Annotated in this window: 23 protein-coding genes and 1 pseudogene; 12 read left to right on the top strand and 12 right to left on the bottom strand. The window is 57.8% G+C overall.

Annotation, left to right across the window (positions count from 1 at the left end; all coding sequences use genetic code 11):
• Nucleotides 1–23: 23 nt before the first annotated feature.
• The 6 genes from tsaE to trxA are packed head-to-tail and all read left to right on the top strand — an operon-like array spanning nt 24 to nt 8,833.
• A complete protein-coding gene (gene tsaE / locus ACR0MP_RS21395; RefSeq protein ID WP_170407927.1) occupies nt 24–494 on the top strand; it encodes a tRNA (adenosine(37)-N6)-threonylcarbamoyltransferase complex ATPase subunit type 1 TsaE in 471 nt (156 codons plus the stop codon).
• Nucleotides 491–1,495 (top strand): phosphotransferase, encoded by a 1,005-nt coding sequence (locus ACR0MP_RS21390; protein ID WP_170407925.1) that lies wholly within the window; start codon nt 491–493, stop codon nt 1,493–1,495. Before tsaE ends, ACR0MP_RS21390 begins: the two co-directional genes overlap by 4 nt.
• Nucleotides 1,492–2,178, top strand: coding sequence for a nucleotidyltransferase family protein (locus ACR0MP_RS21385; protein WP_170407923.1), 687 nt, complete (start codon nt 1,492–1,494; stop codon nt 2,176–2,178). Before ACR0MP_RS21390 ends, ACR0MP_RS21385 begins: the two co-directional genes overlap by 4 nt.
• On the top strand, nt 2,171–5,098 hold the full coding sequence (gene addB / locus ACR0MP_RS21380) for a double-strand break repair protein AddB (RefSeq protein ID WP_480887928.1): 2,928 nt from the start codon (nt 2,171–2,173) through the stop codon (nt 5,096–5,098). Before ACR0MP_RS21385 ends, addB begins: the two co-directional genes overlap by 8 nt.
• Nucleotides 5,095–8,454, top strand: coding sequence for a double-strand break repair helicase AddA (gene addA, locus ACR0MP_RS21375; RefSeq protein ID WP_480887929.1), 3,360 nt, complete (start codon nt 5,095–5,097; stop codon nt 8,452–8,454). The genes addB and addA overlap by 4 nt, the downstream gene beginning before the upstream one ends.
• 58 nt (nt 8,455–8,512) lie before the next feature.
• A complete protein-coding gene (gene trxA, locus ACR0MP_RS21370; protein ID WP_170397826.1) occupies nt 8,513–8,833 on the top strand; it encodes a thioredoxin in 321 nt (106 codons plus the stop codon).
• Nucleotides 8,834–8,917: 84 nt separating this feature from the next.
• Here the strand turns inward: trxA and ACR0MP_RS21365 are convergent, their stop codons facing one another.
• Complete coding sequence (locus ACR0MP_RS21365) at nt 8,918–9,181, bottom strand: hypothetical protein (protein ID WP_170397824.1); 264 nt, start codon at nt 9,179–9,181, stop codon at nt 8,918–8,920.
• Nucleotides 9,182–9,449: 268 nt separating this feature from the next.
• Between ACR0MP_RS21365 and ACR0MP_RS21360 the strand changes: the two genes are divergently transcribed.
• Both ACR0MP_RS21360 and ACR0MP_RS21355 read left to right on the top strand, forming a co-directional pair.
• Nucleotides 9,450–9,800 (top strand): Lin0512 family protein, encoded by a 351-nt coding sequence (locus ACR0MP_RS21360; protein ID WP_170397821.1) that lies wholly within the window; start codon nt 9,450–9,452, stop codon nt 9,798–9,800.
• The gene (locus tag ACR0MP_RS21355) at nt 9,797–10,159 is read left to right on the top strand and encodes a Lin0512 family protein (protein WP_170407917.1); all 363 of its coding nucleotides are present in this window, start codon (nt 9,797–9,799) and stop codon (nt 10,157–10,159) included. The genes ACR0MP_RS21360 and ACR0MP_RS21355 overlap by 4 nt, the downstream gene beginning before the upstream one ends.
• A gap of 55 nt (nt 10,160–10,214) precedes the next feature.
• Here ACR0MP_RS21355 and ACR0MP_RS21350 read toward each other — a convergent pair whose 3' ends face one another.
• Nucleotides 10,215–10,412: a DUF1127 domain-containing protein gene (locus tag ACR0MP_RS21350; RefSeq protein WP_170397815.1), complete on the bottom strand. Its 198-nt coding sequence runs from the start codon at nt 10,410–10,412 to the stop codon at nt 10,215–10,217.
• Nucleotides 10,413–10,609: 197 nt separating this feature from the next.
• Between ACR0MP_RS21350 and hslV the strand changes: the two genes are divergently transcribed.
• Complete coding sequence (gene hslV / locus ACR0MP_RS21345) at nt 10,610–11,167, top strand: ATP-dependent protease subunit HslV (RefSeq protein WP_170397812.1); 558 nt, start codon at nt 10,610–10,612, stop codon at nt 11,165–11,167.
• A complete protein-coding gene (locus ACR0MP_RS21340; RefSeq protein ID WP_170425354.1) occupies nt 11,164–11,517 on the top strand; it encodes a hypothetical protein in 354 nt (117 codons plus the stop codon). The genes hslV and ACR0MP_RS21340 overlap by 4 nt, the downstream gene beginning before the upstream one ends.
• A 29-nt stretch (nt 11,518–11,546) precedes the next feature.
• On the opposite strand, the gene ACR0MP_RS21335 is transcribed toward ACR0MP_RS21340, so the two are convergent.
• Nucleotides 11,547–12,788, bottom strand: coding sequence for an MFS transporter (locus ACR0MP_RS21335; protein WP_480887932.1), 1,242 nt, complete (start codon nt 12,786–12,788; stop codon nt 11,547–11,549).
• Nucleotides 12,789–12,893: 105 nt separating this feature from the next.
• Nucleotides 12,894–13,295 (bottom strand): DM13 domain-containing protein, encoded by a 402-nt coding sequence (locus ACR0MP_RS21330; RefSeq protein ID WP_170397803.1) that lies wholly within the window; start codon nt 13,293–13,295, stop codon nt 12,894–12,896.
• Between the two features lie 198 nt (nt 13,296–13,493).
• On the opposite strand from ACR0MP_RS21330, the gene hslU reads away from it, so the two are divergent.
• Complete coding sequence (gene hslU, locus ACR0MP_RS21325) at nt 13,494–14,801, top strand: ATP-dependent protease ATPase subunit HslU (protein ID WP_170407914.1); 1,308 nt, start codon at nt 13,494–13,496, stop codon at nt 14,799–14,801.
• Nucleotides 14,802–14,898: 97 nt separating this feature from the next.
• On the top strand, nt 14,899–15,996 hold the full coding sequence (locus ACR0MP_RS21320; protein ID WP_170407913.1) for an alpha/beta fold hydrolase: 1,098 nt from the start codon (nt 14,899–14,901) through the stop codon (nt 15,994–15,996).
• Here the strand turns inward: ACR0MP_RS21320 and ACR0MP_RS21315 are convergent, their stop codons facing one another.
• The 8 genes and pseudogenes from ACR0MP_RS21315 to ACR0MP_RS21280 all read right to left on the bottom strand — a co-directional run.
• Complete coding sequence (locus ACR0MP_RS21315) at nt 15,997–16,818, bottom strand: ATP-binding cassette domain-containing protein (RefSeq protein ID WP_480887935.1); 822 nt, start codon at nt 16,816–16,818, stop codon at nt 15,997–15,999.
• Nucleotides 16,815–17,813 (bottom strand): ABC transporter ATP-binding protein, encoded by a 999-nt coding sequence (locus ACR0MP_RS21310; RefSeq protein WP_170407909.1) that lies wholly within the window; start codon nt 17,811–17,813, stop codon nt 16,815–16,817. Before ACR0MP_RS21310 ends, ACR0MP_RS21315 begins: the two co-directional genes overlap by 4 nt.
• Complete coding sequence (locus ACR0MP_RS21305) at nt 17,810–18,940, bottom strand: ABC transporter permease (protein WP_170407907.1); 1,131 nt, start codon at nt 18,938–18,940, stop codon at nt 17,810–17,812. Before ACR0MP_RS21305 ends, ACR0MP_RS21310 begins: the two co-directional genes overlap by 4 nt.
• A 4-nt stretch (nt 18,941–18,944) precedes the next feature.
• Nucleotides 18,945–19,949 (bottom strand): ABC transporter permease, encoded by a 1,005-nt coding sequence (locus ACR0MP_RS21300; RefSeq protein WP_170407905.1) that lies wholly within the window; start codon nt 19,947–19,949, stop codon nt 18,945–18,947.
• A 61-nt stretch (nt 19,950–20,010) separates the two neighbouring features.
• The gene (locus ACR0MP_RS21295; protein ID WP_170407903.1) at nt 20,011–22,050 is read right to left on the bottom strand and encodes an ABC transporter substrate-binding protein; all 2,040 of its coding nucleotides are present in this window, start codon (nt 22,048–22,050) and stop codon (nt 20,011–20,013) included.
• 20 nt (nt 22,051–22,070) lie between these two features.
• Entirely contained in the window at nt 22,071–22,964 is an 894-nt protein-coding gene (locus ACR0MP_RS21290; protein ID WP_170407901.1) for a DeoR/GlpR family DNA-binding transcription regulator, read from the bottom strand.
• A 178-nt stretch (nt 22,965–23,142) separates the two neighbouring features.
• Nucleotides 23,143–23,982: an EamA family transporter gene (locus ACR0MP_RS21285; protein ID WP_170407899.1), complete on the bottom strand. Its 840-nt coding sequence runs from the start codon at nt 23,980–23,982 to the stop codon at nt 23,143–23,145.
• 2 nt (nt 23,983–23,984) lie between these two features.
• A pseudogene (locus tag ACR0MP_RS21280) lies at nt 23,985–24,123 on the bottom strand (iron-containing alcohol dehydrogenase); the annotation flags it as partial.

The following is a 24,123-nucleotide window of genomic DNA, read 5'->3' as shown; positions in this document are numbered from 1 at the left end:
CGGCGCAGGTTCATTGTGACGCCATGAACGCACCGCTGACTCTGACCTCGAAATCCCCATTCGACACTGCTGAAGTTGCCACCAAACTGGGTGGCGCATTGCAGTCTGGCGATACTATCCTGCTTGAAGGTACCATCGGCAGCGGCAAAACCCATTTCGCACGCGCATTGATCCAATCTCTTCTGTCCGCTCCCGAAGATGTGCCTTCGCCGACCTTTACTCTGGTTCAGGTTTACGAGACGCAGCTTGGAGAGGTCTGGCATTCAGACCTCTATCGTCTTTCTGCCGTGGAAGAGATCGAAGAGCTGGGGCTGGTCGACGCCTTCGACGCCGGCATTTGCCTGATCGAGTGGCCTGAAAAGCTGGGTCCTCTGACGCCAGAGCCGGCCTTACTGATCCGGTTCACCACAGACGCCAACGAACAAGATACGCGACAACTTAAGATGTCGTGGACAGACCCGAAATGGAACGCCAAGCTGGAGGGGATCCAATGACGAACCGGGCCATTCTGGCAGAAGCCTTGATCGCGCAGACACCATGGAACGGCGCACGGCATACGCCTTTGGCGGGTGATGCCTCGAACCGCCGGTACGAGCGTCTGACCAACCCTGCCACCGGCCGGACCGCCGTTTTGATGGATGCTCCGCCCGACAAGGGCGAAGCTGTTGAACCCTTCGTGCGTATGTCGAAATACCTGCGTTCCATTGGGTTGAGTGCGCCGGAAATCTACGCCGAGGACTGCGAATACGGGTTTCTGTTGCTCGAAGATTTGGGCGACGATCTGTTCGCACGCGTCTTGCGGGACGATCCGACGCTTGAGCGCACGCTGTATGACGCCGCAACCGATGTACTTGTCCATCTTCACGCGGCGCCGACGCTTTCGCTCGACAGTTACGACCCCGCTATGATGACCGAATTGGCGGCGCTGTCGTTCACGAAATATGCACAAGGCATTCTTGGATCGCACGACGACGAGGCCCGTGCCCGGTTCGAGCTGCGCTTTGCGGATATCTTGCACCGGGAAACCGGCGGAACGCGGGTTGTTGTGCAACGCGATTACCACGCAGAAAACCTGATCTGGCTGCCCGAGCGCGAAGGTCTGGCGCGCGTCGGTCTGCTGGATTTCCAAAGCGCGATGCTGGGGCATCCCGCCTATGACCTGATGTCACTGCTACAGGATGTGCGTCGGACTGTGCCCGCCGGGATCGAGATGCGGATGATCGACCGCTATATCACCGCAACCGGCGTCGATGGGCATGATTTCCGCACCGCATATGCTGTTCTGGGCGCTCAGCGTAACCTGCGCATTCTGGGCGGTTTTGCACGGCTGGCGACCGATTATGGAAAGCCACACTACGTCGACCTGATCCCGGCTGCGTGGGCACATTTGATGCGCGATCTCGAACATCCCGGGTTGGTGCCGGTGGCAGACCTGTTGCGCAGCGCTCTGCCCGCCCCAAGCCCCGAAAACCTGGAAAAGCTGAGGGCGCAATGACCGGCCCCCCCCAAGCTGCAATGCTGTTTGCCGCGGGCTTTGGTACTCGCATGGGTGCCCTGACCAAAGACCGGCCCAAACCGCTGATCGAGGTGGCCGGGCGGCCCCTGATTGATCACGCACTGGATCTGGTCGATGCGCTCAGGCCGCTTCGGGTTGTTGCCAACCTTCACTACCACGCTGATCAGTTGGCTGATCATCTGGCGGGCCGCGACGTTATGATTTCGCGGGAAGAACCGCGCATTCTGGATACTGGTGGTGGGCTGCGCGCAGCGCTACCTCTGCTTGGATCCGATCCCGTATTCACCTTGAACAGCGACGCGATCTGGGCTGGGCCCAACCCGCTGAACTTGCTGAAGGATCAGTGGAATCCGGATAAAATGGATGCGCTGCTGATGTGCGTTCCAGTTGGGCAAACCCTTGGCCACACAGGCCCTGGTGACTTCACTCAGGACAGCACAGGGCGGATCGTCCGCGGTGCAGGTCTTGTTTACGGCGGGGTACAAATTCTGAAAACCGAAGGGCTACATGACATCGCTGAGGACGTGTTTTCATTGAACGTATTGTGGGATCGAATGCTGCAGCAAAAGCGCCTGTTCGCACTGTCTTACCCCGGTCGCTGGTGCGATGTGGGGCGTCCCGAGGGTATTGATCTGGCCGAGGGGCTGATTGCCGATGTTTGAGCCCAGCGCCCTGCCCCGGGTCTTCGCCATTCCTCCGGGAGCGGATTTTCCCAAGGTGTTGGTTGACGGGCTACATGAGCGGTTTGTGGGGCAGCCGCCCGACGCGCTGGCCCGGGTGCAACTGGTGATCAACACCCGCCGGATGGCGCGCCGGGTGCGCGATCTGTTTGATCAGGGTCCCGCTTGCCTTTTGCCACGCCTCTCTTTGGTCACCGATCTTGGCGAAAGCGCCGATCTGGCGCAGATCCCACCCGCAATCCCGCCTCTGCGTCGCAGGCTGGAGCTGACGCAGCTGATCGCAAAACTGCTAGACCAGCAACCCGATCTGGCGGCCCGGTCCTCGCTGTTCGATCTATCTGACAGCCTGGCCGGGCTTATCGACGAGATGCAGGGGGAAGGTGTCTCTCCCGATGCGATCAGGCAACTCGATGTCAGCGACATGTCCGGCCATTGGGCGCGGGCACAGGCCTTTATAGGCATCGCTGATCAGTTCATGGAATCCGGTTCGGAGGCGCTGGATGCGCAGGCCCGACAGCGGCGCGTGGTCGAGAACCTGATCGCGCGCTGGGAGGCGTCGCCGCCCGAACATCCTGTCATTCTGGCAGGCTCTACCGGGTCTCGCGGGACCACCCTGATGCTGATGCAGGCGGTCGCGCGTCTGCCTCAGGGGGCGCTGGTGCTGCCTGGCTATGATTTCGACCAGCCTGAACATGTTTGGCACAATCTGGATAACCCGCTGACAACTGAGGATCATCCTCAATACCGGTTCCGCAAGCTGATGCTTGGTCTAGGGCTTGGCCCGGATCAAATCCTGCCATGGACCACGGATCAGGCCCCTTCACCTGCCCGTAACAAGCTGATTTCGCTTGCATTGCGCCCTGCCCCGGTCACCGACGCATGGATGACTGAAGGCCCGCTCCTGCCCGACCTGAACGGTGCGACCAAGGATGTGACGCTGATCGAGGCGCCCTCGCCCCGGGCCGAGGCCTTGGCCATTGCGCTACGCCTACGGCAAGCGGCCGAGACCGGCCAGACCGCCGCGCTAATCACCCCCGACCGGATGCTAACCCGGCAGGTCAGCGCCGCACTGGACCGGTGGAATATCCTGCCCGATGACAGCGCGGGCCTGCCACTGCAGCTGTCTCCGCCCGGGCGGTTCCTGCGCCATGTCGCCGGGCTGTTCGCGCGCCGCCTGGATGGCGAGGCTCTGCTGACGCTGCTCAAACACCCACTGTGCCATGACGGGGGCGACCGGGGCAGCCACCTGCTGCATACCCGCGATCTTGAGCTTGACCTGCGTCGCTATGGCCCGCCCTTTCCCGACAGCGCCAGCCTGACCGCTTTCGCCATTCGTACAGAAGCGCCCGAGGACTGGGTCCGCTGGGTTACCCAGACATTTTGCGATCAATACGACCCCACCGAACAGCCACTGCCAGACTGGGTCGCCCGGCTTCGCACGCTGGCCGAGATGATCTCGGCAGGTGCAACCGGTGAATCTGGCACATTGTGGGACAAGAACGCGGGCCAGAAGGCGCTTGCGGTGATCTCCACTTTGGAAGCCGAAGCACAGCATGGCGGTGCGATGACCGCCCATGACTTTGCCGACCTTCTGGGCGCGTTGTTGGCAGGTGAAGAAGTCCGCGACCGTGATGCACCTCACCCGCATCTGATGATCTGGGGCACCCTGGAAGCGCGCGTTCAGGGTGCGGATCTGCTAATTCTGGGTGGCTTGAACGAAGGAAGCTGGCCCGAGGCTGCTGCGCCCGACCCCTGGCTGAACCGTCAGATGCGCAATGAGGCCGGTCTTTTACTGCCCGAACGCAGGATCGGTCTGTCCGCGCATGACTTCCAGCAGGCGGCAGGTGCTGCAGAGGTGGTTTTGACCCGCGCTACCCGCTCGGATGATGCGGAAACTGTACCATCCCGTTGGCTGAACCGCATGACCAACCTGTTACAAGGCCTACCTGAACAGGGTGGAACTAGGGCGTTAGAAGCAATGCAAGCGCGGGGCCAACGGTGGCTGGATTGGGCAGAGATGCTGGAACATGCACCCCGAATCGCACCCGCGCACCGCCCGTCGCCACGACCACCCGTCGCGGCGCGGCCACGGCGGCTATCGGTGACCGAAATCAAACGCCTGATCCGCGATCCGTACGCCATATATGCCCGGCATATCCTGCGATTGAGACAACTGGACCCGCTGGTTCAGGCGCCAGATGCCCTGCTACGCGGTATCGTCATCCACGAGGTGATGGAACAATTCGTGCGTGACAGCGTTCTGGATCCGGCTTTATTGACCCGAGAAAATTTCCTGAAACGCGCCAAAGCTTTGCTGGACGACCACGTTGCCTGGCCAACTGCCCGAAAGCTGTGGCTGGCGCGGCTAGAGCGGATTACCGATAGCTTTCTATCCGCCGAGATTCAGCGCCGCGCCGATGGCGGGCCTGTGGCTTTTGAGGTTGGGATGCGCCTGGCGTTGACGCCGCTGGACTTCACCATTGCCGGACGTGCCGACCGAATCGATCGAAGCGGGCAGGGGGCTTTGCGTATCATCGACTACAAGACGGGCACTCCGCCGACGGAAAGTCAGCAAGCCAAATTCGACAAACAACTGCTGATCGAAGCTGCAATGGCCGAGCAGGGCGGTATCGAAGGATTCGATCCGCTTCCCGTTGCACAGGCGATCTTCATTGGCATGGGCGGCACCTATAAAGAAGTGCCCGCACCGCTGCAAAAAGAGCCGACCAACAAGGTGCTAGTAGAGCTGAAAGAGCTTGTTTCTGCCTATTTAGAGCCTGATCAGGGATTCTCATCGCGCCGGATGCTGCACAAGGACACAGATATCGGGGTCTATGATCACCTGGCCCGGTTTGGTGAGTGGGATCGTTCGGCGGAAACCGAACCGGAGGACCTGACATGAGCCCCCGCAATGATGCCACCGAACGGCAGGTTCAGGCCGCGCGCCCGGACGCTTCGACCTGGCTGGCGGCCAATGCGGGCTCGGGTAAGACCCGGGTGCTGACCGACCGGGTGGCGCGCTTGTTGCTGGATGGCGTACAGCCTCAGCACATTCTGTGCCTGACCTATACCAAGGCCGCGGCCAGCGAGATGCAGAACCGGCTTTTCAAACGTCTTGGCAAATGGGCAATGCTTGGCGACAGCGCCCTTCAGGATGAGTTGGTTGAACTCGGCGTGTCGGGCATGATCGATCCTGACCGGTTGGCGCAAGCGCGGACCCTGTTTGCCCGCGCTATTGAGACGCCCGGTGGCCTGAAAATCCAAACGATCCACTCCTTCTGTGCTTCGCTGCTGCGACGGTTCCCGCTTGAGGCGGGGGTCAGCCCTCAATTCTCCGAAATGGAAGACCGGGCTGCGGCGTTGTTGCGTGATGAGATCATTGAGAGCTTTGCCGAAGGCCCCCAAGCCGCATTGATCGAAGACGTTGCCCGGTTTGTCACTGATACCGGCTTTGACAAACTGACCGCCGCCATCGCACAGAAGCGCAATCAGTTTGAGCATGTTCTGCAATGGCCGGACATTCTGCAACGGTTTGATCTGCCTGAAGGTTTTGATGAACAGGTCTTGCTGCGCAGCGTGTTTCTGGGTGGTGAGGTCGACCTGATCCAGTCCATTTTTCCCGCGCTTTCGGAAAGCGGAGGGAACAATGCCAAGGCCGCCGACAAGCTTTCCAGTTTTACCGACGCCAGGTTGAGCAACCTGACGATACTTGAAAACGTCCTATTGACGGGTAAGGGCGCGAAAGAGCCCTTTGCCGCAAAACTCAACAGCTTTCCAACCAAGGCGCTGCGTGAAGGGGTGCTGGCAGATCGGATGCCCCAGCTCGAGGCCCTGATGCTGCGGGTCGAAGCCGCGCGGGAACAACGACTGGCGCTGGTTGCGGCCCAGAAAACCCATGTATTACATCGCTTTGCCGCGGCCTTCCTTACGGAATACGAGCGGTGCAAGCAGGTGAGGGGTTGGCTGGATTTTGATGACCTGATCCTGCGCGCACGTCAGGTGCTGAACGACCCAGCGGTGGCGGAATGGGTGCTGTACCGGCTCGACGGTGGCATCGATCACATTCTGGTGGACGAAGCGCAGGACACCAGCCCAGATCAGTGGGACGTGATCGAAAAGCTGGCACAAGAATTCACCAGCGGGGAAGGGGCCCGATCCGGGGTTGAGCGCACGATCTTTGTGGTCGGCGACAAGAAACAGTCAATCTATTCCTTCCAAGGTGCCGACCCGCAAGCCTTTGACCAGATGCAGGCCGAATTTGGACGAAAACTCCGAGAATCAGGCTCTAAACTGTGGGATTCAACGCTGGAATATTCGTTCCGCTCGTCCAGCGCGATCCTTGGGCTGGTCGATATACTGTTCGAAAACCATGTAGAGGCCGGGTTCCACAAGGATGCCTTGCACCGGGCATTCAAGGCCGATCTTCCTGGGCGCGTCGACCTATGGCCGGTGATCGAGAAGGTTGAAGACGAGGATGACAGCGATTGGACCGATCCCGTTGATCGACCTGGCGCACGGCATCACACCGTCATTCTGGCAGAACAGGTTGCCCGGTCGATCAAGGATATGATCAGGGATGGCGCCACCATTCCCGATGATGGCGATGCGTCGGGGACATTTGTCCGGCGCAAAGTGCTGCCCCGCGACTTTCTGATCCTTGTCCAACGCCGCTCGGACCTGTTTGCCGAGATCATTCGCGCCTGCAAAAGCGAGGGCCTGCCCATCGCGGGGGCAGATCGCCTGAAGGTGGGCGCGGAATTGGCGGTCAAGGATCTGGCTGCTTTGCTTAGCTTTCTGGCCACACCCGAAGACAGCTTGTCACTGGCGACAGTCCTGAAATCCCCACTGTTTGGCTGGACGGAACAACAGTTGTTCGATCTGGCTCATCGCAGGGAGGAAACTTATCTATGGGCAGCGTTGCGCAATCGTGCCGAGGAGTTCCCGGTAACGCTTGCGATTCTGAACGACCTACGCGGTCAAACCGACTTTCTGCGTCCTTATGATCTGATCGAACGTATCCTGACGCGCCATGACGGGCGACGCAAACTGCTGGGTCGGCTTGGGGCCGAGGCTGAGGATGGTATCAACGCGTTACTGTCGCAGGCGCTGGCCTATGAACGGACAGATATCCCAAGCCTCACCGGTTTTCTGGTCTGGATGCAAACCGACGATCTGGAGATCAAGCGCCAGATGAGCGGAGTCGGCAATATGATCCGGGTGATGACCGTTCATGGCTCGAAGGGATTGGAATCACCGATCGTAATCCTGCCGGACACTGGTAAACGACAGCCACCACGAGATGCCGAGATCATGATGGCGGGCGATACTCCGTTGTGGAAAGTGCCTTCTGATGCCTCACCTGCATTGATCGCAGCTGCGCGCCAAGAAGCCAGAACGCGCGAAGAGAATGAGCGGCTGAGGCTACTCTATGTGGCTCTAACACGGGCAGAAAAGTGGCTAGTAGTGGCGGCCGCCGGGGATGTAGGCAAGGATGGCAACAGTTGGTATCAGATGGTTGAGGCCGCGATGGCGCGGGCAGGGGCTACTCAGGTGCCCGGCACCCAGACCCTTCGACTGGCGCATGGAGATTGGGAGGCTTTGCCTGCCGTTGAACAGGGCAGCATCCCGCACAACGAACAGCATTTGCCTGTATTTTTTGACCACCCCGCGCCAAATCTACCCGCGCCAGCCGAAACGCTCAGCCCCTCTGATCTAGGGGGCGCGAAGGCCTTGCCCGGAGATGCGGGGCAGGATGAAGAGGCGGCGAAACGACGCGGATCGCAGCTGCACCTGTTGCTCGAACATCTTCCTGCTGCCGCACAGGATCAATGGCCGCAGCTTTGCGCACGGCTTCTGGCCGATATGCAAGATGTTGAGCGGCAAGATCTGCTGACTGAGGCCACTTCGGTGCTGACGGCCGAATATCTGAAACCGGTCTTTGGCTCGGATGCGCTGACCGAGGTTTCGGTCTCTGCCGATCTGAACGGCACACGAATGCATGGGGTCATCGACCGGCTGATTATCACGGAAACAGAGGTGCATGTGATTGATTTCAAATCCAATGCGACTGTTCCGACCGGGCCAGAATCCTGCCCCGAAGGGCTGTTGCGCCAGATGGCGGCCTACGCCCATGCCCTGTCGCAAATCTATCCCAATCACAGTATCCGCACCGCTATCTTGTGGACGCGAACCGCACACCTGATGTGGTTGCCACACGATATGGTGACGGACGCCCTGACACCGAACCCTATATCTTGACCTTGCCCGGTGCCGCACCTAGGTTCTGAGCCCAAGCATTCCCAGTCAGGAGACAGACATGTCGACCGTAGCCGTTACCGACGACACCTTTGACGCCGAAGTCAAGAATTCCGATATCCCCGTCGTGGTGGATTTCTGGGCCGAGTGGTGCGGCCCCTGTAAGCAGATCGGCCCCGCCTTGGAAGAGCTGGCCAGCGAATATGGTGGCAAGGTGAAGATTGCCAAGGTCGATGTCGACAGCAACCCAAACTCAGCCGCGGCCATGGGCGTGCGCGGCATTCCGGCGCTGTTCATTTTCAAAGACGGTCAGGTGGTTTCGAACCGCGCTGGCGCGGCCCCGAAAGCGGCCCTGCAAAGCTGGATCGACGAGTCGATCTGACCTTCGCTACTGTTCGAACGCAAAAAGGCGCCCCGCATTGGGCGCCTTTTTTTGTGAAAGCCACTGCGTGACAAGAGTTTAGACTCACTTGATGGTCCACCTCACCGATACTCCCGCGCCGTCCTTGTGGGTAAATGTAACGGTGTCGTCTGCGATTGAAACCACCTGACAGTCGTGGGGCATCACTTCACCGACGATCACGATTCTCCGACAGTAATACCTGTCTTTCCACTCCCACGTGCCGCTGATACTGCCACCTTTCGGGCCTTTGCCCTCAACCGTGCCGTCCTTGTGAATAGTCACCCAGGTTTCGCCCTGAACCAGCTTCTTATCAACGATCAGGTTCATAAATTTCGCTTTGTTTTCTATGACTTCAGCGGATACGCTTGGCGCCAGAAGTCCAAACAACAATAATGATGACATGAGCCGAAAATACGTCATGGAATCAAACCTTTCATAGATCGTGTGCTTAAACAGACAGAATTCTAGTCGATAGCTGCGGTACACACCAAACATTCGGGTTTCGTGGTTTGGCCGGATGCAGTTCACTGTACTGGTTCTTTCAATTCGCAAGAACTCGTGCAGATTGTCGGGTCATCAGGAATAAGGAGGCGACATGCCCAAAACTCGGGTATTGGTGGAATTCGGTATGGGTACGTCGCTTCGGCGCGAAGACTATACCGAAGCAGCGCTGCGCGCGCTCAAGGATGCGCTCTGGCATAACTCGGTCAATATGGCGGAATTGTTCGGATTCCCGAAAGAGGCCATGATCATCGACGCGGAAATCGGTGTACAGCAACCGGACCGGGTGGATTCGCAGGCGTTGAAGGCCATTTTCCCTTACGGCCAGCCCAACATCACGGTCACACATGGTGGCTTGGATATCGACAAACCCCATTCTGAAGGTCGCACGGTGATCGCCAACGCCGCGATCGTTGTCTCATTTGATATGGAGCCCGCCCGATGACGGAAAAACGCATCATTCTGGAGATGGGGACCGGCAACGACCTGTATGGTCAGGACTATACCAAGGCCGCGCGCCGCGCTGTTCAAGACGCGCTGCACCACTCGTCCATCACGCTGTTTTCCAAACTGGGCATCAGTCATGAGGAGATGCGCGTTGAGGTCACGATTGGCGTTCAACAGCCTGAGAAGGTTGATTGTGATCTTGTCGCCTCGGATCTGCCGCGGGGCCGCGCCTCGGTTCGGGCGGTCAAAGGGGGACTGGATGTCGAGGATGCCGAGGCGGGTACCCGGCATGTCGTAGCCACTGCTGCAGTTGAGGCTTATCTGCCTGATCTCGCAGGTAAATTCGTCGAAAGCTGAAAAAGAAAAAGCCGCTCAATCGAGCGGCTCATCTTATAAGTGTTCAAATCCTGGATCAGAACTTGGAGATATCAGCGCGGGTCAGCCCGACGTCTTCCAGCTGCTCGTCGCTCAGTTGCGACAGTTCGTTGCGTGTCTGATATGATTTGTACCATTCGACAACGTTTTCGAATGCATGAGAGAATGCGTCCACTGCGTGCAGGATGGTGACTGCTCCGCGCGGCGCATGGGTTTTTGCGATTGCGTTTGCCATGTGCTTAGTCCTTTTAACAGAAACAGCCGACCCGTTGTCGGTTGTAAGCCTCATGTAACTCCGGCGGCTGAGTCTCACAAATGCTGACTCAACAGCCCCGGTTTGCGTTTACTGCATATCTTTTGGGCATTTTTAGAACCGGTTGCGCAGAACCCGTGCCCGGCCCATATATAGCAGCACGGATAACGGAGGCATTCATGGCAGACAGCGATTTTCCCGGATGGCACGGCACCACTATTATTGGCGTCAAGAAGGGCGGGCAGGTTGTCATCGCCGGGGACGGGCAGGTCAGCCTGGGCCAAACCGTGATCAAGGGCACTGCGCGAAAGGTGCGTCGCCTGACACCGGGCGGGTTCGAAGTGGTCGCCGGATTCGCCGGATCTACGGCGGATGCGTTCACGCTGCTGGAACGTCTGGAAGCCAAGCTTGAGGCGACGCCCGGCCAACTGGCGCGTGCTTCGGTCGAGCTGGCCAAGGACTGGCGCACCGACAAGTATCTGCAGAAGCTCGAGGCGATGCTGATTGTGACCGACGGCAAGGATCTGCTCGTGATCACTGGGGCAGGGGACGTGCTTGAGCCGGAACACAACGTCGCTGCAATCGGGTCGGGCGGCAACTTTGCCCTGGCGGCGGCCCGTGCGATGATGGATAGCGACAAACCAGCCGAGGATGTGGCGCGTGAAGCTATGGCAATTGCTGCGGATATCTGCGTGTATACCAACGGCAATCTGACGGTTGAGACGATCGGGTCATGAGTGCGGTTCTGGCAGCGATATTTGGTGGGCTGATTGGCGGTATTGTTGGGCCGATTGTGCTTGAGGAATATCGGAACCGGAAGCACGCCAAGACATGGAAAGAGCCTCGCAAGAAGCTGCTTGAGTCCATGTTGAGGGATACCAAATACAAGTTCAAAACTCTGGAACGGCTCAGCAGAACAATTGGCTGTACCGAAGATCAGACACGCTCGCTATTGATCGAGCTGGAAGCCAGAGGCGCTGTTTCAAAGAAGACCAAAAAGGAAATTTGGGCACTGATAGAGCGCGCGCCATTACAGGAAAGCCAGCGCAAACTTGACGAAGAAGAAATTGAGGAAGAGCAGGAGTAGGTGACCCCCTCCGCTCTATCGGCTGCTCTTTACGCCAATAGCGCTTTGATCTCTTTACCCTTCCACCTCAGATGCATCCCGATCAGGCCCATCAGGGCAGTGACGATGACAATGTAGTAGGGGACGCGGATGTCGATGCTCATCAATCCGCCTCCGATCAGGGACATGATACCGCCTGCTAGGCAGAACACGGCTGTGGTCACGCCCATGACCCAGCCCTGATCCGTTTCGGCAACGCTGGATGAGAACAGGCCTAGCAGCGTCGGGTAAGAAACGCCGAAGAAGAAGTAGAAGAAAAAGACCGGAATATAGCTCAGCACCCCGCTGGGGCTGAATGCGAAGGCAAAGCCACAGATCACCATGGTGACCAATGAGGTGTAGATGATCTGGTGCTTGCTGAACCTCTCTTGCGCTGGTTTCACAAGGAAGGTGCTGGAAAAGGCCAGCGCAACGCCAATGACCACCATCGCCATGCTGCCCCCTATTACGCCATAACCCCACGCGCTGGTCAGGAAGTTGTCGACGAATACATAGAAAGTAACGTTGGCGACCATGAACAGGGCATAAACTGGCATGATTTTTAGAACCAGCGGGTGTTCGCGCACAGCTATGAGGCTGTCGGTTATGTCGCGGGGGCGGAAGACGAAGGGTTCGCGCTCGGTTCTGGTATCCTTGAAGAACGCGGTCACAAGAAAGATTGCAATCAGGACCAGTACAAACGCCCCGTAGAAAGGCGTTCTCAATGTCGCCGCGCTGCCCAATAAGGCTGCATCGGACAGAACCGCGCCTATGATCGGTCCTCCGACCAAGCCAAAGCTGACACCGGTCACAATATAACCCATGTTGCGGTCGCGGTCGGCAGCGTCGGTGCTGCCATCGATCATTGCCGCCTGCGCAATGGGCTGATTGCCGGCGGTAAATCCGGTGATCGACCGGCCGATGATCAGCAATAGCAGGCTGTTAAGATAAAGCGCGGCGATCGTCAGGGCGTAACCGACCAACGCCCCGGTCAAACAGACCAGAAGAGCATTCTTGCGCCCGATAGAGTCAGAAACTTTCGAGACATAGACCACCCCCAGAAACCAAGACAGGAAGAAGCAGCCAATCACCAGACCATAATAAAAGTGCCTTGTGCCCATGGCCGTGCTTTCCGGCAAGAAGCCGGACTTCGTTTCCATGATCAGGGAGTTGATGATGGGAAACACCAGCCCTTGTCCGATCAGGTCAACAAAGACCACAAACAGCAGGGTGATCTTGGCAATCTTGGTCATGAAAACGCCCCCAGTTCCAATATCTTGGGGCGAGTGTAACAGACAGTTGCCCTGTCACCTAACGGCGTGTCAGAGGCCGGAAAGCCCGACCCCTGAAGGGTGTGATTACTTCAACGAAGCAACTCCCAGCGGGACGCCGGCAACCTCGCACCAAATGTAAACTTCGTTGTAGCCCGAGACATCCATGGTTGGTGGCACGGCATAGGATTGCTTGCCGGTCAGGTGCAGCAGCGCGCCCAGTTTGCTGTCTGGGGCGTATGTGCCGTCCTTGCCAAATGCGACACGCGGGTCGGGGCCGTTGTCCAGCGAAAAGTCGTCGCCCAGTTCAACGATGTAACGCTCGCCATCTTTGACCAGTTTTACCGAACCGGTAGTGACGTGGTTCGAGCGGCCTTCAAATGTGCCTTTCTTTTTTGCGCCACCGGCCAGGGCAGCGGTGGTGCCGACCAGAGACAGGGCCGCGCCGGTAGCTGCAGCTTTCACAAAAAGCGAACGACGAGTCATCATGATGAGGTATCTCCCTAATGTCATACGGACGCAGAGTCCGTCGCGAAAGGTTATGCCGCAGACGCTGTGCATCTGGCGATTCACATCACCACGAAATTCCGTGTGCTGCCCGTGAGTTGCCGTGATCTTCTCGTGATCGGCTTGTGTTTTCGCGCCGTATGATTAGGTTCCGCTGCGAAACATACGGATAGAACACATATGACCGACCTGACCCCGCGCGAGATTGTCTCGGAACTGGACCGCTTTATTATCGGGCAGAAAGACGCGAAACGCGCCGTCGCCGTGGCGCTACGCAACCGCTGGCGGCGCAAGCAGTTGCCAGATGACATCCGCGATGAGGTCTATCCAAAAAACATTTTGATGATCGGACCCACCGGCGTTGGCAAGACCGAGATCAGCCGCCGTCTGGCCAAACTGGCCCGCGCACCCTTCATCAAGGTTGAAGCCACCAAATTCACCGAGGTCGGCTATGTCGGTCGGGACGTTGAACAGATCGTGCGTGATCTGGCTGACGCCGCAATCCTGCAAACCCGCGAGTATATGCGCGAGGATGTCAAAGCCCGCGCCCATCAGGCCGCCGAGGATCGCGTGATCGAGGCGATTGCTGGAACCGACGCCCGCGAAGCGACACGCGAGATGTTCCGTAAGAAGCTGAAAGCGGGTGAGCTGGACGATACCGAAATCGAGTTGGAACTGTCCGATACCACGAACCCGATGCCAATGTTCGATATTCCGGGCCAGCCGGGTGGTCAGATGGGGATGATGAATCTGGGTGATATCTTCGGCAAAGCCTTCGGTGGACGGACCGTCAAGAAACGCATGACTGTCGCTGAAAGCTATGAGGCGTTAATTGGGGAAGAGGCCGACAAGTTGCTGGATGATGAAACCGTCAACCGTGTGGCTTTGGAATCGGTCGAACAGAACGGCATCGTGTTTCTGGATGAGATCGACAAAGTCTGCGCCCGATCCGATGCGCGCGGAGGCGATGTCAGCCGGGAAGGGGTTCAGCGCGACCTGCTGCCTCTGATCGAGGGCACCACTGTCAGCACCAAACATGGCCCTGTGAAAACCGACCATATCCTTTTCATCGCATCCGGTGCGTTTCACATCGCCAAGCCCTCGGACCTGCTGCCAGAACTTCAGGGCCGCTTGCCGATACGCGTGGAACTGCGCGCCCTGACAGAAGAGGATTTCGTACGTATCCTGACCGAGACCGACAACGCTCTGACCCTGCAGTATACTGCCCTGATGGGCACTGAAGAGGTCACGGTCAGTTTCACCGAAGATGGGATCGCAGCCTTGGCCCGGATTGCGGCGGATGTGAACCAAAGCATCGAGAATATCGGTGCGCGGCGGCTTTACACGGTGATGGAGCGCGTGTTCGAAGAGCTTTCGTTCACCGCACCGGATCAGGCAGGGGCTGAGATCACCGTCGATGCAGGTTTCGTGAACGACAATCTTGGCGAACTGACAAAATCCACAGACCTCAGCCGTTACGTTTTGTAACAGGTGCCAGCCGGATTTTGCCAATGAGTCGTGCCCTCAGGCTGGACGCGGGGCGGGAATACGGTAGCGTAGCCCTGTAACTTCACAGGGGCAGAGCGTGCTGCGCTATTTCATCATCATTGTGACGCTGTCTGTGCTGACCGCCTGTGCGGATCGGTCTATCACAGAGATCACACCCGAAGCCCTTAGGGTCGGCACCCCCGCCACGGTCTTTGCCGCCACTACCCGTGCGCGCGAGCCGGATGGCAGCTACGGCGCTAACCGTGCCGAGGCATTGCGTTACCTTGAGATGACCGTCTCGATTCCGCCGTCGCACACGCCGGGTGAACTCAATTTCTCATACGCGAACCCGAATCCGAACAAACAGTTTGTCGTGGCGGATGTTACCGAGTTCTCGGGTCCGCAGGATCTGAAGTCCCGTCTGCGTGGCGTGGATGACGTGGTCATCTTTGTTCACGGGTATAACGCCACGCAGACTGAGACCGCATTTCGGGCCGCTCAGCTGAGCCATGATATCGGTATCCCCGGAACCATTCTGATTTATTCCTGGCCCAGTAAGGCGCGCGGCACCGGTTACGCCTATGATCTGGACAGTATGCTGTTTGCCCGAGACGGGCTGGAACAGACCATTAGACTGCTCAAATCAATGGGCGTAAAGCGGGTTGTACTGATAGCGCATTCGATGGGCAGCGCCCTATCGATGGAGATGATGCGGCAAGCCGAACTACGCGAGCCGGGGTGGGCAAGCCGCAATCTTGAGGGGGTCATCCTGATCTCACCTGATCTGGATGTGGATCTGTTCCGATCCCAGATGAACAGCATCAAGAGCCCGCCCGATCCGTTTGTGGTGATGGTGTCCCAGAAGGACAAGATTCTGAACCTGTCGGCTCGGCTGCGCGGCACCGCGGACAGTCAGAGGTTGGGTAATATCAGTTCGGTCGACGCGTTGGCCGAATATCCGATCAGCGTGATCGACACGACTGCATTCAACAGCGATGCGGGATCATCTCATTTCGTGGCGGCAACGTCTCCGGCGCTGCTGGCCATTCTCAGTTCGGTCCGCCGGGTCAGCAACACCTTTGGCCCCGACCGGCCTGGCATCGATGTCCTTGTCCCACCCAGCGAGCGCAGCGCAGATGGCGCGACCGAGATTGTGCTGACCGAGACCGGGCAGGCGCAGGTCAGCGCGCCCTGATCAGGCACGCATTCGATGATCGGGGTCCAGCGATGGGATCGCATCCAGCAACCGCTTGGTATAGTCTTGCTTGGGTGCGGCAAACAGTTCGCGCGTCGGGGCGCTTTCAACGATCTTGCCGTGATACATCACGACCACAAAATCGCAGGTATGGGCCACAACCGACAGATCGTGGCTGATGAACATGAAGGTCAGGCCCATATCTCGCTGAAGGGATTTCAGCAGGTTCAGGATATCCGCCTGAATCGACACGTCCAGCGCCGCCACGCATTCATCGGCAACTACAAAACGCGGGTTGCAGGCCAGAGCCCGCGCGATAGAAATCCGCTGACGCTGACCGCCCGAAAACGCGTGCGGGTAGCGTCGCAGATGTTCAAGGTTCAACCGGCATTTGCCCGCAATCTCGCGAACCCGCGCATCGGTTTCCTCACGCGATGCGGTCAGGCCCATCACATCCAGCGGTTCGGCTATGATATCACGCACGGTCATCCGAGGACTAAGCGCCGCGTAAGGGTCCTGAAAAATCAACTGAGCCCGACGGCGATAGGACTTGAGATCGGTTGCTGACATTTTGGTCAGATCGAACTGCTCTTCACCATCATCATAGCTTGCGCTACCGCTGGTGATTGGAACCGCATTCAGCAATGCGCGGCCAAGTGTTGTCTTGCCCGAGCCGGACTCGCCGACCACCCCAACAAAAGCCCCTCGCGGGATTTCGATCGAGACGTTGTCGACCGCCTTCAGCGTGCGCTTATTAAACAACCCGCCACCAAGGGGAAATTCGACCGACAGTTTTTCGGTTTTGATCAGTGCATTTGTCATGGCTGGCCTGGCACGTCTTCGGGGAAAATGGCTGCGAAATGGCCGGGGCTGACCTCGGTCAAGGGCGGGCGTTCCGTTTCATATCGCGATCCGGGTTTGAGTTCCGGGTTGCGTGGATGGAACACGCAGCCTGATGGCCGCTCCAGAGGTGAGGGGATATCGCCAGGGATCGGGGTTAGCGGTGCGTCCAGATCATCGAGTTTGGGTAACGCGTTCAGCAGGCCACGCGTATAGGCATGTGCCGGATGGCGGATCACCTCACGCACAGGTCCGCTTTCCATGATCCGACCCAGATACATCACCGCAACCCGGTCGGCGGTTTGGGCGACGACGCTTAGGTCATGGGTGATGAAGACGATACCCATGCCGAACTCGGCCACCAGATCCTTCATCAGATCCAAAACCTGAGCCTGAATGGTCACGTCCAGCGCCGTTGTCGGCTCATCCGCGATCAGCAGTTTGGGCTTGGTCGAAAGCGCCATGGCGATCATCGCCCGCTGACGCATCCCGCCCGACAATTCGAAAGCGTACTGGTTGAACCGGGCCGCTGGTTCAAGGATACCCACTCGGTCCAGCATTTCGATCGATAGTTCTTTGGCCTGCTTTTTGCTGAGGTCCGTGTGGATCAGCAACTGTTCAACCATCTGCTTGCCGATAGTGATCGCGGGGGCAAAGCTGGCCATCGGCTCTTGGAAGATCATACTGATCGCCCCGCCGCGCACAATCTCCATGTCCCTGGGCCGCTTCAGCGCCATGATATCAACCGGGCCGCTGTCGAGATGCAGATCGATCCGGCTTTCCGGCGCATAGATCGCGTTGGGTGGATTTAGTTTCATCAGTGACTTTGCCGTCACTGATTTTCCCGATCCACTTTCGCCGACCAGCCCGAGCACCTCGCCTGGGGCGAGTGAAAACGAAACATCCTCAACCGCCGTGATCAACCCTTCATCGGTTTTGAACTGAACGGACAGGTTTTCGACATCGATCAGGCTCATTTGCGGGTCTCCGAATAAGGATCAGCCGCATCGCGCAGGCCATCGCCAACGAACACGAAAGACATCACGAGAACGACAAAGAAGATGACCGGGATGAAATACCATTGGTAATTCAGCAGAACATCCGCCTTGGTCACATTCTGCAACATCACGCCAAGTGAGTTGACCGGATCTTTCAGCCCCAGCCCGATAAAGCTGAGCGCGGTTTCGCTGAGGACCATATAGGGGAACGAGATCACCAGATCGACGATGATGTAGCTGGTGAAGCTGGGCAGCAGGTGACGCCGGATGATGTGGCCCGGCGACGCGCCGCACAGTTTCGCCGCAAGCACGTATTCCTGATTGCGTTCCGTTAGCAGATGGGTACGCACCCGCCGCGCCAGCGTCGGCCAGCCGACCAGTCCCAATATGGCCGTTATCACGAAAAACCGTGTCTCGGCCGACCACTCCGGCGGGATGAAGGCAGCAATCGCCATGAAAAGGGGTATGGCCGGAACCGTTCGGATCGCGTCGGTGATCATCTGGATCACACTATCGACCATTCCGCCATAGTATCCGGCGACCCCCCCGATCGCGAGCGCCAGTACGAATGAGATCATGACCCCAAGCGTTCCAACCTGCAGCGACGTCCAAACAGCATGCAGCGTGCGGCTGAAGATATCCTTGCCGGCACTGTCGGTTCCGAACAGATGAACATAGCCCTCATCGGCGCCAAACAGGTGGATATCACCGGGGATGAAGCCAAACAGCTTGTATTTATCGCCCCGAACAAAGAACTGGATATATCGGCGTTCATCCTCGTTCACTTTCTCGACCCAGCGGAAATTGGTCGCCAACGAGCGTTCGCGGGTTACCCCGTGCAGGAACGGGCGGATCGAGCAGCCATTCTTGTCGCAGAATTTTGGAATCTGCGGGGCACCGTTCAGATAGTCTTTGTCACGCCCTGCCGCGGTCGGATCATATGGCGAAAGGAACGGGGCGAAGATACCCGACAGGATCAGCACAACCAGAACAGTGGCTGCAATCATTGCCGCGCGCTGTTTCTTGAACCTTGCCCAGATCAACTGACGTTGCGAGGCGGTGAAATAGGCTTCTTTCGCCTTTTGGTTGGTGGATGTCACGCTCATCTGGTCACCTGAGAATACTCTTGCGGACGCGCGGGTCGATGGCCGCAAGCAGAATGTCTGTGAAGAAATTCAACGTCACGATGGAAGCGGTCAGCAGAAAGATGATGGCCCCTGCAAGTTGCTGGTCATTGGACCGTGCCAGCGCTTCCAACAACAGCGCCCCGGCTTCGGTCAATGTCAGGATCAGCGCCACAATGGGGAGTTCGTTGAAAATCCGGTTCAGGTCAAAGCCAAGGCTGTTGACGATCGGCCCCAACGCATGACGGGCCGGATAGCGCCACAGCAGGCGACGGCCATAAATGCCTCGCGCGGCAGCGGCTGTAACGTATAGCTTGCCGATCTCATCCGACATCAACGCGCGAACGGTTTGCAGCGCAAAGGCGGTGGCCGACCAGCCAAGAATGAAGATTGGCAGCCAAGCGTGTTTCAGCAAGTCCAGAAACTTGCCCCATGACCATGGCGCTTCTTTGTACTCGGGCGAGAACAAGCCCGTTAGCGTCTCGCCGAAATAGACGGTCGAAACCAGCATCACCATCAGGGCCAGCAGGAAGTTCGGCATCGCCAAACCCAGATAGCTGACTATCCGCAGCGAGTTGTTCAGTACCGCACTGCGCGAGGCGGCAGAAATGATGCCCACAGGGATTGCAATGGCATAAGCCAGCGTCAAAGCGCCAAGGCAGATCCACAGCGACAGCCAGAACTTGTCGCCCAGCAGCTGTGCAATATTCACCCGCAGGATGCAGCTTTCGCCGAAATCGCCACGAAACGCCCCTGACAACCAGGTGGCCCATCGGGTCAGGAACGGTTGATCCAACCCCAGTCGGGCGCGTTCTGCTGCAACGTCAGCAACGGTGATCGCGGACCCTTGGGTGTTTTTATACGCCAAATAGCGCTCGGCACAGTCACCGGGCACCAGTTCCATCAGTGAAAAAACAATCAGCGATACGATGACCAAAGTGACCAACGCCATAACCGCCCGGGTGGCGGCAAATCTGCAGAATTGCAACATATCTGTCCCCGCGGGATGCGCGAAGGCGGGCGCGGGCGCCCACCTTCTTATCTTATCAACCTTATTCGCTCAGCCACCACTGGGCGGGGCGGTAAGGATAGGTCCGATAGAACTCGTAAGACTGCGTTTTGAACTCGGTAAAGTTCTGCAGGTTGTTCGAGTGATAGATCGGGGCAGGAGCATTCACGGTACCCAGGAACAGCAGCTCGCCGGTCATGATCTCGACCATCTTCTGCGCGGCGGATACTGACGCATCAGAGCCGGGTGCACTGGACTGATAGGTGTCCAATGCAGCCTTCAGATCCGCGACCCAAGCCGGCGGTTCAACACCGTTTTCACCGTTTGAGCTGATGTATTCAGCCCAGAGCATACCTGTACGTACGTCGAAATAGCCATCAAACGGAGGCACCCAGATCTCGCTGTCCCCGAGGATCGACCCGGCTGGCTGGCTCTTCAGCCATAGGCCCATATCCAGCGAGTTGGCCGTTTGTGCGGCGCGGAATTCGTCGGATGTCACCTCTTTGATCGCGGTGTTGACGCCAACGTCTTTCCAGTTCTGAGCAATCAGTTCCACCAGTTGCGCCGAAGCTGGCTGGGTCGAGAACTGCCAATCCAGAACAAACGGATCACCATTCGGCAAGTCGCGGAAGCCATCACCGTCCTTGTCGACAAGACCTACTTCTTCCAGCAGCGCATTGGCGCGCTCTGCGTCGAATTCGATCTCATGGTTCGACCATTTTTCGTCGATGAAATCGGGACGTGGCGAGAAGCCGATGTACTGTGTCGGTGTTCCCAGACCAAAAGCCACAACCTCGTTCAGCTGGTTGCGATCCATAGCAACAGACATCGCAGTTCTGAACCGGATATCGTTAAAGATCGCGCGCTTGGCCTCGTCTTCTGCGGTCACGTTGAAGGTCAGAACCGGATAGCCGATCGAAGGCTTCACCTCGACCGTGTAGTTACCGTTCTCCTGACCTTCGAGCAGCACCGGAGCGGATGTCAGGTTAACACCTTGCGATTTGTAATCGACCTCACCATTCAGCAACTTAAGGGTGCGAACTTCTTCGTCCGGAACGTAAGTTTCATCCATTTCCGAAATGTAGGGAAGCTGGTTACCCTGCGTATCGACCTGGAAGAAATAGGGGTTGGCCACGTAGTGACGACCCTCGGTGCTCTCCTTCACAAGGATATGGCTCTCCAGTGTCGGCATGGTGTCGGTGGGAAGACCCGCCAGTTTGTCACCGGCTGTCAGCATCGGAGATGGCGTATCCATCCAGTCCGAGTTGCCATAATAGGCCTTGATCAGCTCGTACCCGTTTTCATAACCAAGCGCCTGCGCGTTGGCGTCGGCGTTGTCATCCAGCGCCGGGTGGAACTTTTCAAAGAAATGCTTGGGCTGGTAGGGCTGCACATAGGTGAACGAGAATGTCTCAGTCAGGCCAGGCTTGGGCGCGGCAAGGGTAAAGCGGACAGTGGTGTCGTCCAGCGCTTCGACCTTCATGGGCTCACCGCCCGCCAGCGCATAATCCTTCGCTTCGGCGATGACATTGGTGTCCATCATCAGATTGTCGTACCAGAACACAACATCTGCTGAGGTGAACGGTGCACCGTCCGACCATTTGTGACCTTCGCGCAAGGTCACGGTAAGCACGGTGAAGTCATCGTTCCATTCCCAGGATTTCGCCACGTTGGGCACCAAGGTCTGCAGGTCGTCGGAATAGCGGAACAGGTTGACGTGACGCACCGAAAGGAAGTCCGAGGTGCCGCTTTCTGTGGCGTTGGAGAGCGCGTCCAGAACACCGCCATACTGACCTATCGAGTCATAGGGTACGATGACCAACGGGTCGGCCGGCAGACGATCTGCCACGGCCGCAAGATCGCCATTGCCACGGATCATGCCGTTCAGATCCCCAATAGCCGGGTTTTCGGCAAAGCTGAGCGTACAGTTTGCAGCTGATTGAAACTCGGACAGATCAAACTGCTGAGGATAAGCACCTGCTGCGACGCCCTGCATATCCGCGACGGTTGCAGCAGGACAATTGGCCCAGGCCGCGCCCCCGATTGTGGCAAAGGCCACACCTGACATAAGAAGCTTTTTCATGTTTTCTCCCTAGGTTTTGTTTATTTCGTTTTGCGTTTCCGAGAGCCCGATTTGCCCGCTTTGCTTTCGGAGGTTTCTTTGTTCTTTTTTTGCTTCCGGGGCTCTATTTCATCTGGCCCGGATTTGACATCGTATTGCGATGCAATGTGCACTTGGACCCCAGCTTGCTTGAGAACGGGTGCAAACGCATCGGGTGGCGCGATATCGGTCACCAGATCCGTCACCTTGTCGAACGGGCAAGACACGTTGGCCGCCTTTGCACCGAATTTAGTGTGGTCCGCTGCAACGATCATGCGATGCGTGTTCCCTTGCAGCGCACGGGTCAGATCCGCCTCCAGCGGGTTCGAGGCCAATACGCCTCCAACCAGCGACAGTGCATCCGCGCCGCAGATCACCGCGTCATAGCTGTACTGACACGCCAGTTCTTCAGCCGCACGGCCAAAACTGCCTCGCTCGGACCGGATTACTTCGCCCCCTGCCAGAACGGCGCGCGTGCCATTGTGATCGGCCAGGGATGCGACAACTGACAAAGAGTTGCTAACGACGGTCAAACCCCGCAGCTCACGTAGTTGCTCGGCCACATGAGTCATGGTCGAGCCAACGGTGATGAACAACACCATCTCGTCCTCAAGCAACCCGCAGACCCGCTTGGCGATGTTGGTTTTCTCGTCGGCATTATACTCCAACGCGCCCGAAAACATCGGTGTATCCTGCGCCCGAGACAGAAATGTGCCGCCATGCACACGCTCAACCTTGTTCGCGCGCGCCAGTGCCTTGACCAAACGACGCACAGTTTCCTCAGAGACGTCCATGATCTGGGCGATCTGAGTGTTGCGCGCTGACCCCCCCAGCCGCGCAAGGACATCCAGCAGCTCTCGGCCACGATGTGGGATGGTTACGCTATCATCATCCATTTTCAGACTCGGTCACATTTTCGCGCAAAAATCCACAATAAATGTAAATCTTTTGCGACAATTTTGGTTTTTTTGCCTTTTCCGGTCAACATGGCACAGCAAACCTGCAGTTTCATGCGGCGTGACAGGTGGATTTCAGATCTCTTGCAAGAATCATTCAACTCATCCCAGCATGTGTTCATGACGACAATGCGATCAGCGTCACGCCTGCAGCCATCATCACGGCTGCCAGAAGGCGTCGCATGGGATTGCCTTCACCCAGGAACAGAAATCCGATCAGGGCCGCGAAGATCACTGAAGTTTCGCGTAAGGCTGACACGACGCCAAGCGGAGCGAAATTCTTGGCATAAAGCACTAGGCCGTAAGCCGTCATCGACACCATTCCGCCTGCAATCCCAATCGCCCAGATGCGCAGAGGCAAATCAAGCACACGCGCGCCTCGTCGTAGCGCGACAAAGCCCACAACAAAGATATGCAGAACCGAATGCCAGGCCCAATAACTCAGGATGTTGCCTGACACCCGCACGCCCAGGCCATCCACAAGCGAGTAGATGGAAATAAAGCAGCCCGTTCCCAATGCGAAAACAAGCGATGCCCTACCGACCCCTTGCCTCAAAACCGACCAGCTGGACAGTTGAATGCCGGTGGCAATCACCGCGATCCCAATCCAGGCCTGCGTCGGCAGATGTTCGCCCGCAAATATCACGGCCCAAAGAGCGACCAGCGCAGGAACCACACCGCGCGCGATCGGGTACACCACACTGAGATCACCATGCCGGTAGGCCTGATTCAGCATGTAGAAATATCCGAAATGAACAACGGTCGAACCTGCCAGATATGGCAGGCTCTCGACATTCGGGAGCGGCAGAACCGCCACCATCAGCGCCCCCGGGATAACATGCCCCAGTGCAACCAGACCCAGCGTGACCGTTCGGTCAGCGGCCGTTTTTACAACCGTGTTCCAGATCGCATGCAGTAACGCGGCCGCAAGGATTATGAGAACGATTTCAGCGCTCACTGTCAGATCGCCGTATTAAACAGCTCAGTGATGTTTTGTTGGTTGAGTTGGATCGGATTCCCTCCGCATGAGGGGTCGATGATTGCGCCCTGGACCAGTTCGGGGATGGCGGCTTTGGTGACGCCGAGGTCGGAGAGATTG

This window comes from Ruegeria sp. K3 (assembly GCF_056531845.1).
The sequence above is the reverse complement of the archived record's forward strand: the minus strand, read 5'-3'. Positions and strand labels throughout refer to the sequence as shown.

What these genes read in the sequence shown, in the direction of transcription:
- ACR0MP_RS21385 (WP_170407923.1), top strand. Translation starts at nt 1,492, where the DNA reads ATGACCGGCCCCCCCCAAGCTGCAATGCTGTTTGCCGCGGGCTTTGGT.
- tsaE (WP_170407927.1), top strand. Translation starts at nt 24, where the DNA reads ATGAACGCACCGCTGACTCTGACCTCGAAATCCCCATTCGACACTGCT.
- ACR0MP_RS21355 (WP_170407917.1), top strand. Translation starts at nt 9,797, where the DNA reads ATGACGGAAAAACGCATCATTCTGGAGATGGGGACCGGCAACGACCTG.
- ACR0MP_RS21350 (WP_170397815.1), bottom strand. Translation starts at nt 10,412, where the DNA reads ATGGCAAACGCAATCGCAAAAACCCATGCGCCGCGCGGAGCAGTCACC.
- ACR0MP_RS21290 (WP_170407901.1), bottom strand. Translation starts at nt 22,964, where the DNA reads ATGGATGATGATAGCGTAACCATCCCACATCGTGGCCGAGAGCTGCTG.
- ACR0MP_RS21300 (WP_170407905.1), bottom strand. Translation starts at nt 19,949, where the DNA reads ATGTTGCAATTCTGCAGATTTGCCGCCACCCGGGCGGTTATGGCGTTG.
- ACR0MP_RS21330 (WP_170397803.1), bottom strand. Translation starts at nt 13,295, where the DNA reads ATGATGACTCGTCGTTCGCTTTTTGTGAAAGCTGCAGCTACCGGCGCG.
- ACR0MP_RS21305 (WP_170407907.1), bottom strand. Translation starts at nt 18,940, where the DNA reads ATGAGCGTGACATCCACCAACCAAAAGGCGAAAGAAGCCTATTTCACC.
- ACR0MP_RS21310 (WP_170407909.1), bottom strand. Translation starts at nt 17,813, where the DNA reads ATGAGCCTGATCGATGTCGAAAACCTGTCCGTTCAGTTCAAAACCGAT.
- addB (WP_480887928.1), top strand. Translation starts at nt 2,171, where the DNA reads ATGTTTGAGCCCAGCGCCCTGCCCCGGGTCTTCGCCATTCCTCCGGGA.
- ACR0MP_RS21295 (WP_170407903.1), bottom strand. Translation starts at nt 22,050, where the DNA reads ATGAAAAAGCTTCTTATGTCAGGTGTGGCCTTTGCCACAATCGGGGGC.
- ACR0MP_RS21315 (WP_480887935.1), bottom strand. Translation starts at nt 16,818, where the DNA reads ATGACAAATGCACTGATCAAAACCGAAAAACTGTCGGTCGAATTTCCC.
- ACR0MP_RS21365 (WP_170397824.1), bottom strand. Translation starts at nt 9,181, where the DNA reads ATGAACCTGATCGTTGATAAGAAGCTGGTTCAGGGCGAAACCTGGGTG.
- ACR0MP_RS21390 (WP_170407925.1), top strand. Translation starts at nt 491, where the DNA reads ATGACGAACCGGGCCATTCTGGCAGAAGCCTTGATCGCGCAGACACCA.
- ACR0MP_RS21335 (WP_480887932.1), bottom strand. Translation starts at nt 12,788, where the DNA reads ATGACCAAGATTGCCAAGATCACCCTGCTGTTTGTGGTCTTTGTTGAC.
- trxA (WP_170397826.1), top strand. Translation starts at nt 8,513, where the DNA reads ATGTCGACCGTAGCCGTTACCGACGACACCTTTGACGCCGAAGTCAAG.
- addA (WP_480887929.1), top strand. Translation starts at nt 5,095, where the DNA reads ATGAGCCCCCGCAATGATGCCACCGAACGGCAGGTTCAGGCCGCGCGC.
- hslV (WP_170397812.1), top strand. Translation starts at nt 10,610, where the DNA reads ATGGCAGACAGCGATTTTCCCGGATGGCACGGCACCACTATTATTGGC.
- ACR0MP_RS21360 (WP_170397821.1), top strand. Translation starts at nt 9,450, where the DNA reads ATGCCCAAAACTCGGGTATTGGTGGAATTCGGTATGGGTACGTCGCTT.
- ACR0MP_RS21340 (WP_170425354.1), top strand. Translation starts at nt 11,164, where the DNA reads ATGAGTGCGGTTCTGGCAGCGATATTTGGTGGGCTGATTGGCGGTATT.
- hslU (WP_170407914.1), top strand. Translation starts at nt 13,494, where the DNA reads ATGACCGACCTGACCCCGCGCGAGATTGTCTCGGAACTGGACCGCTTT.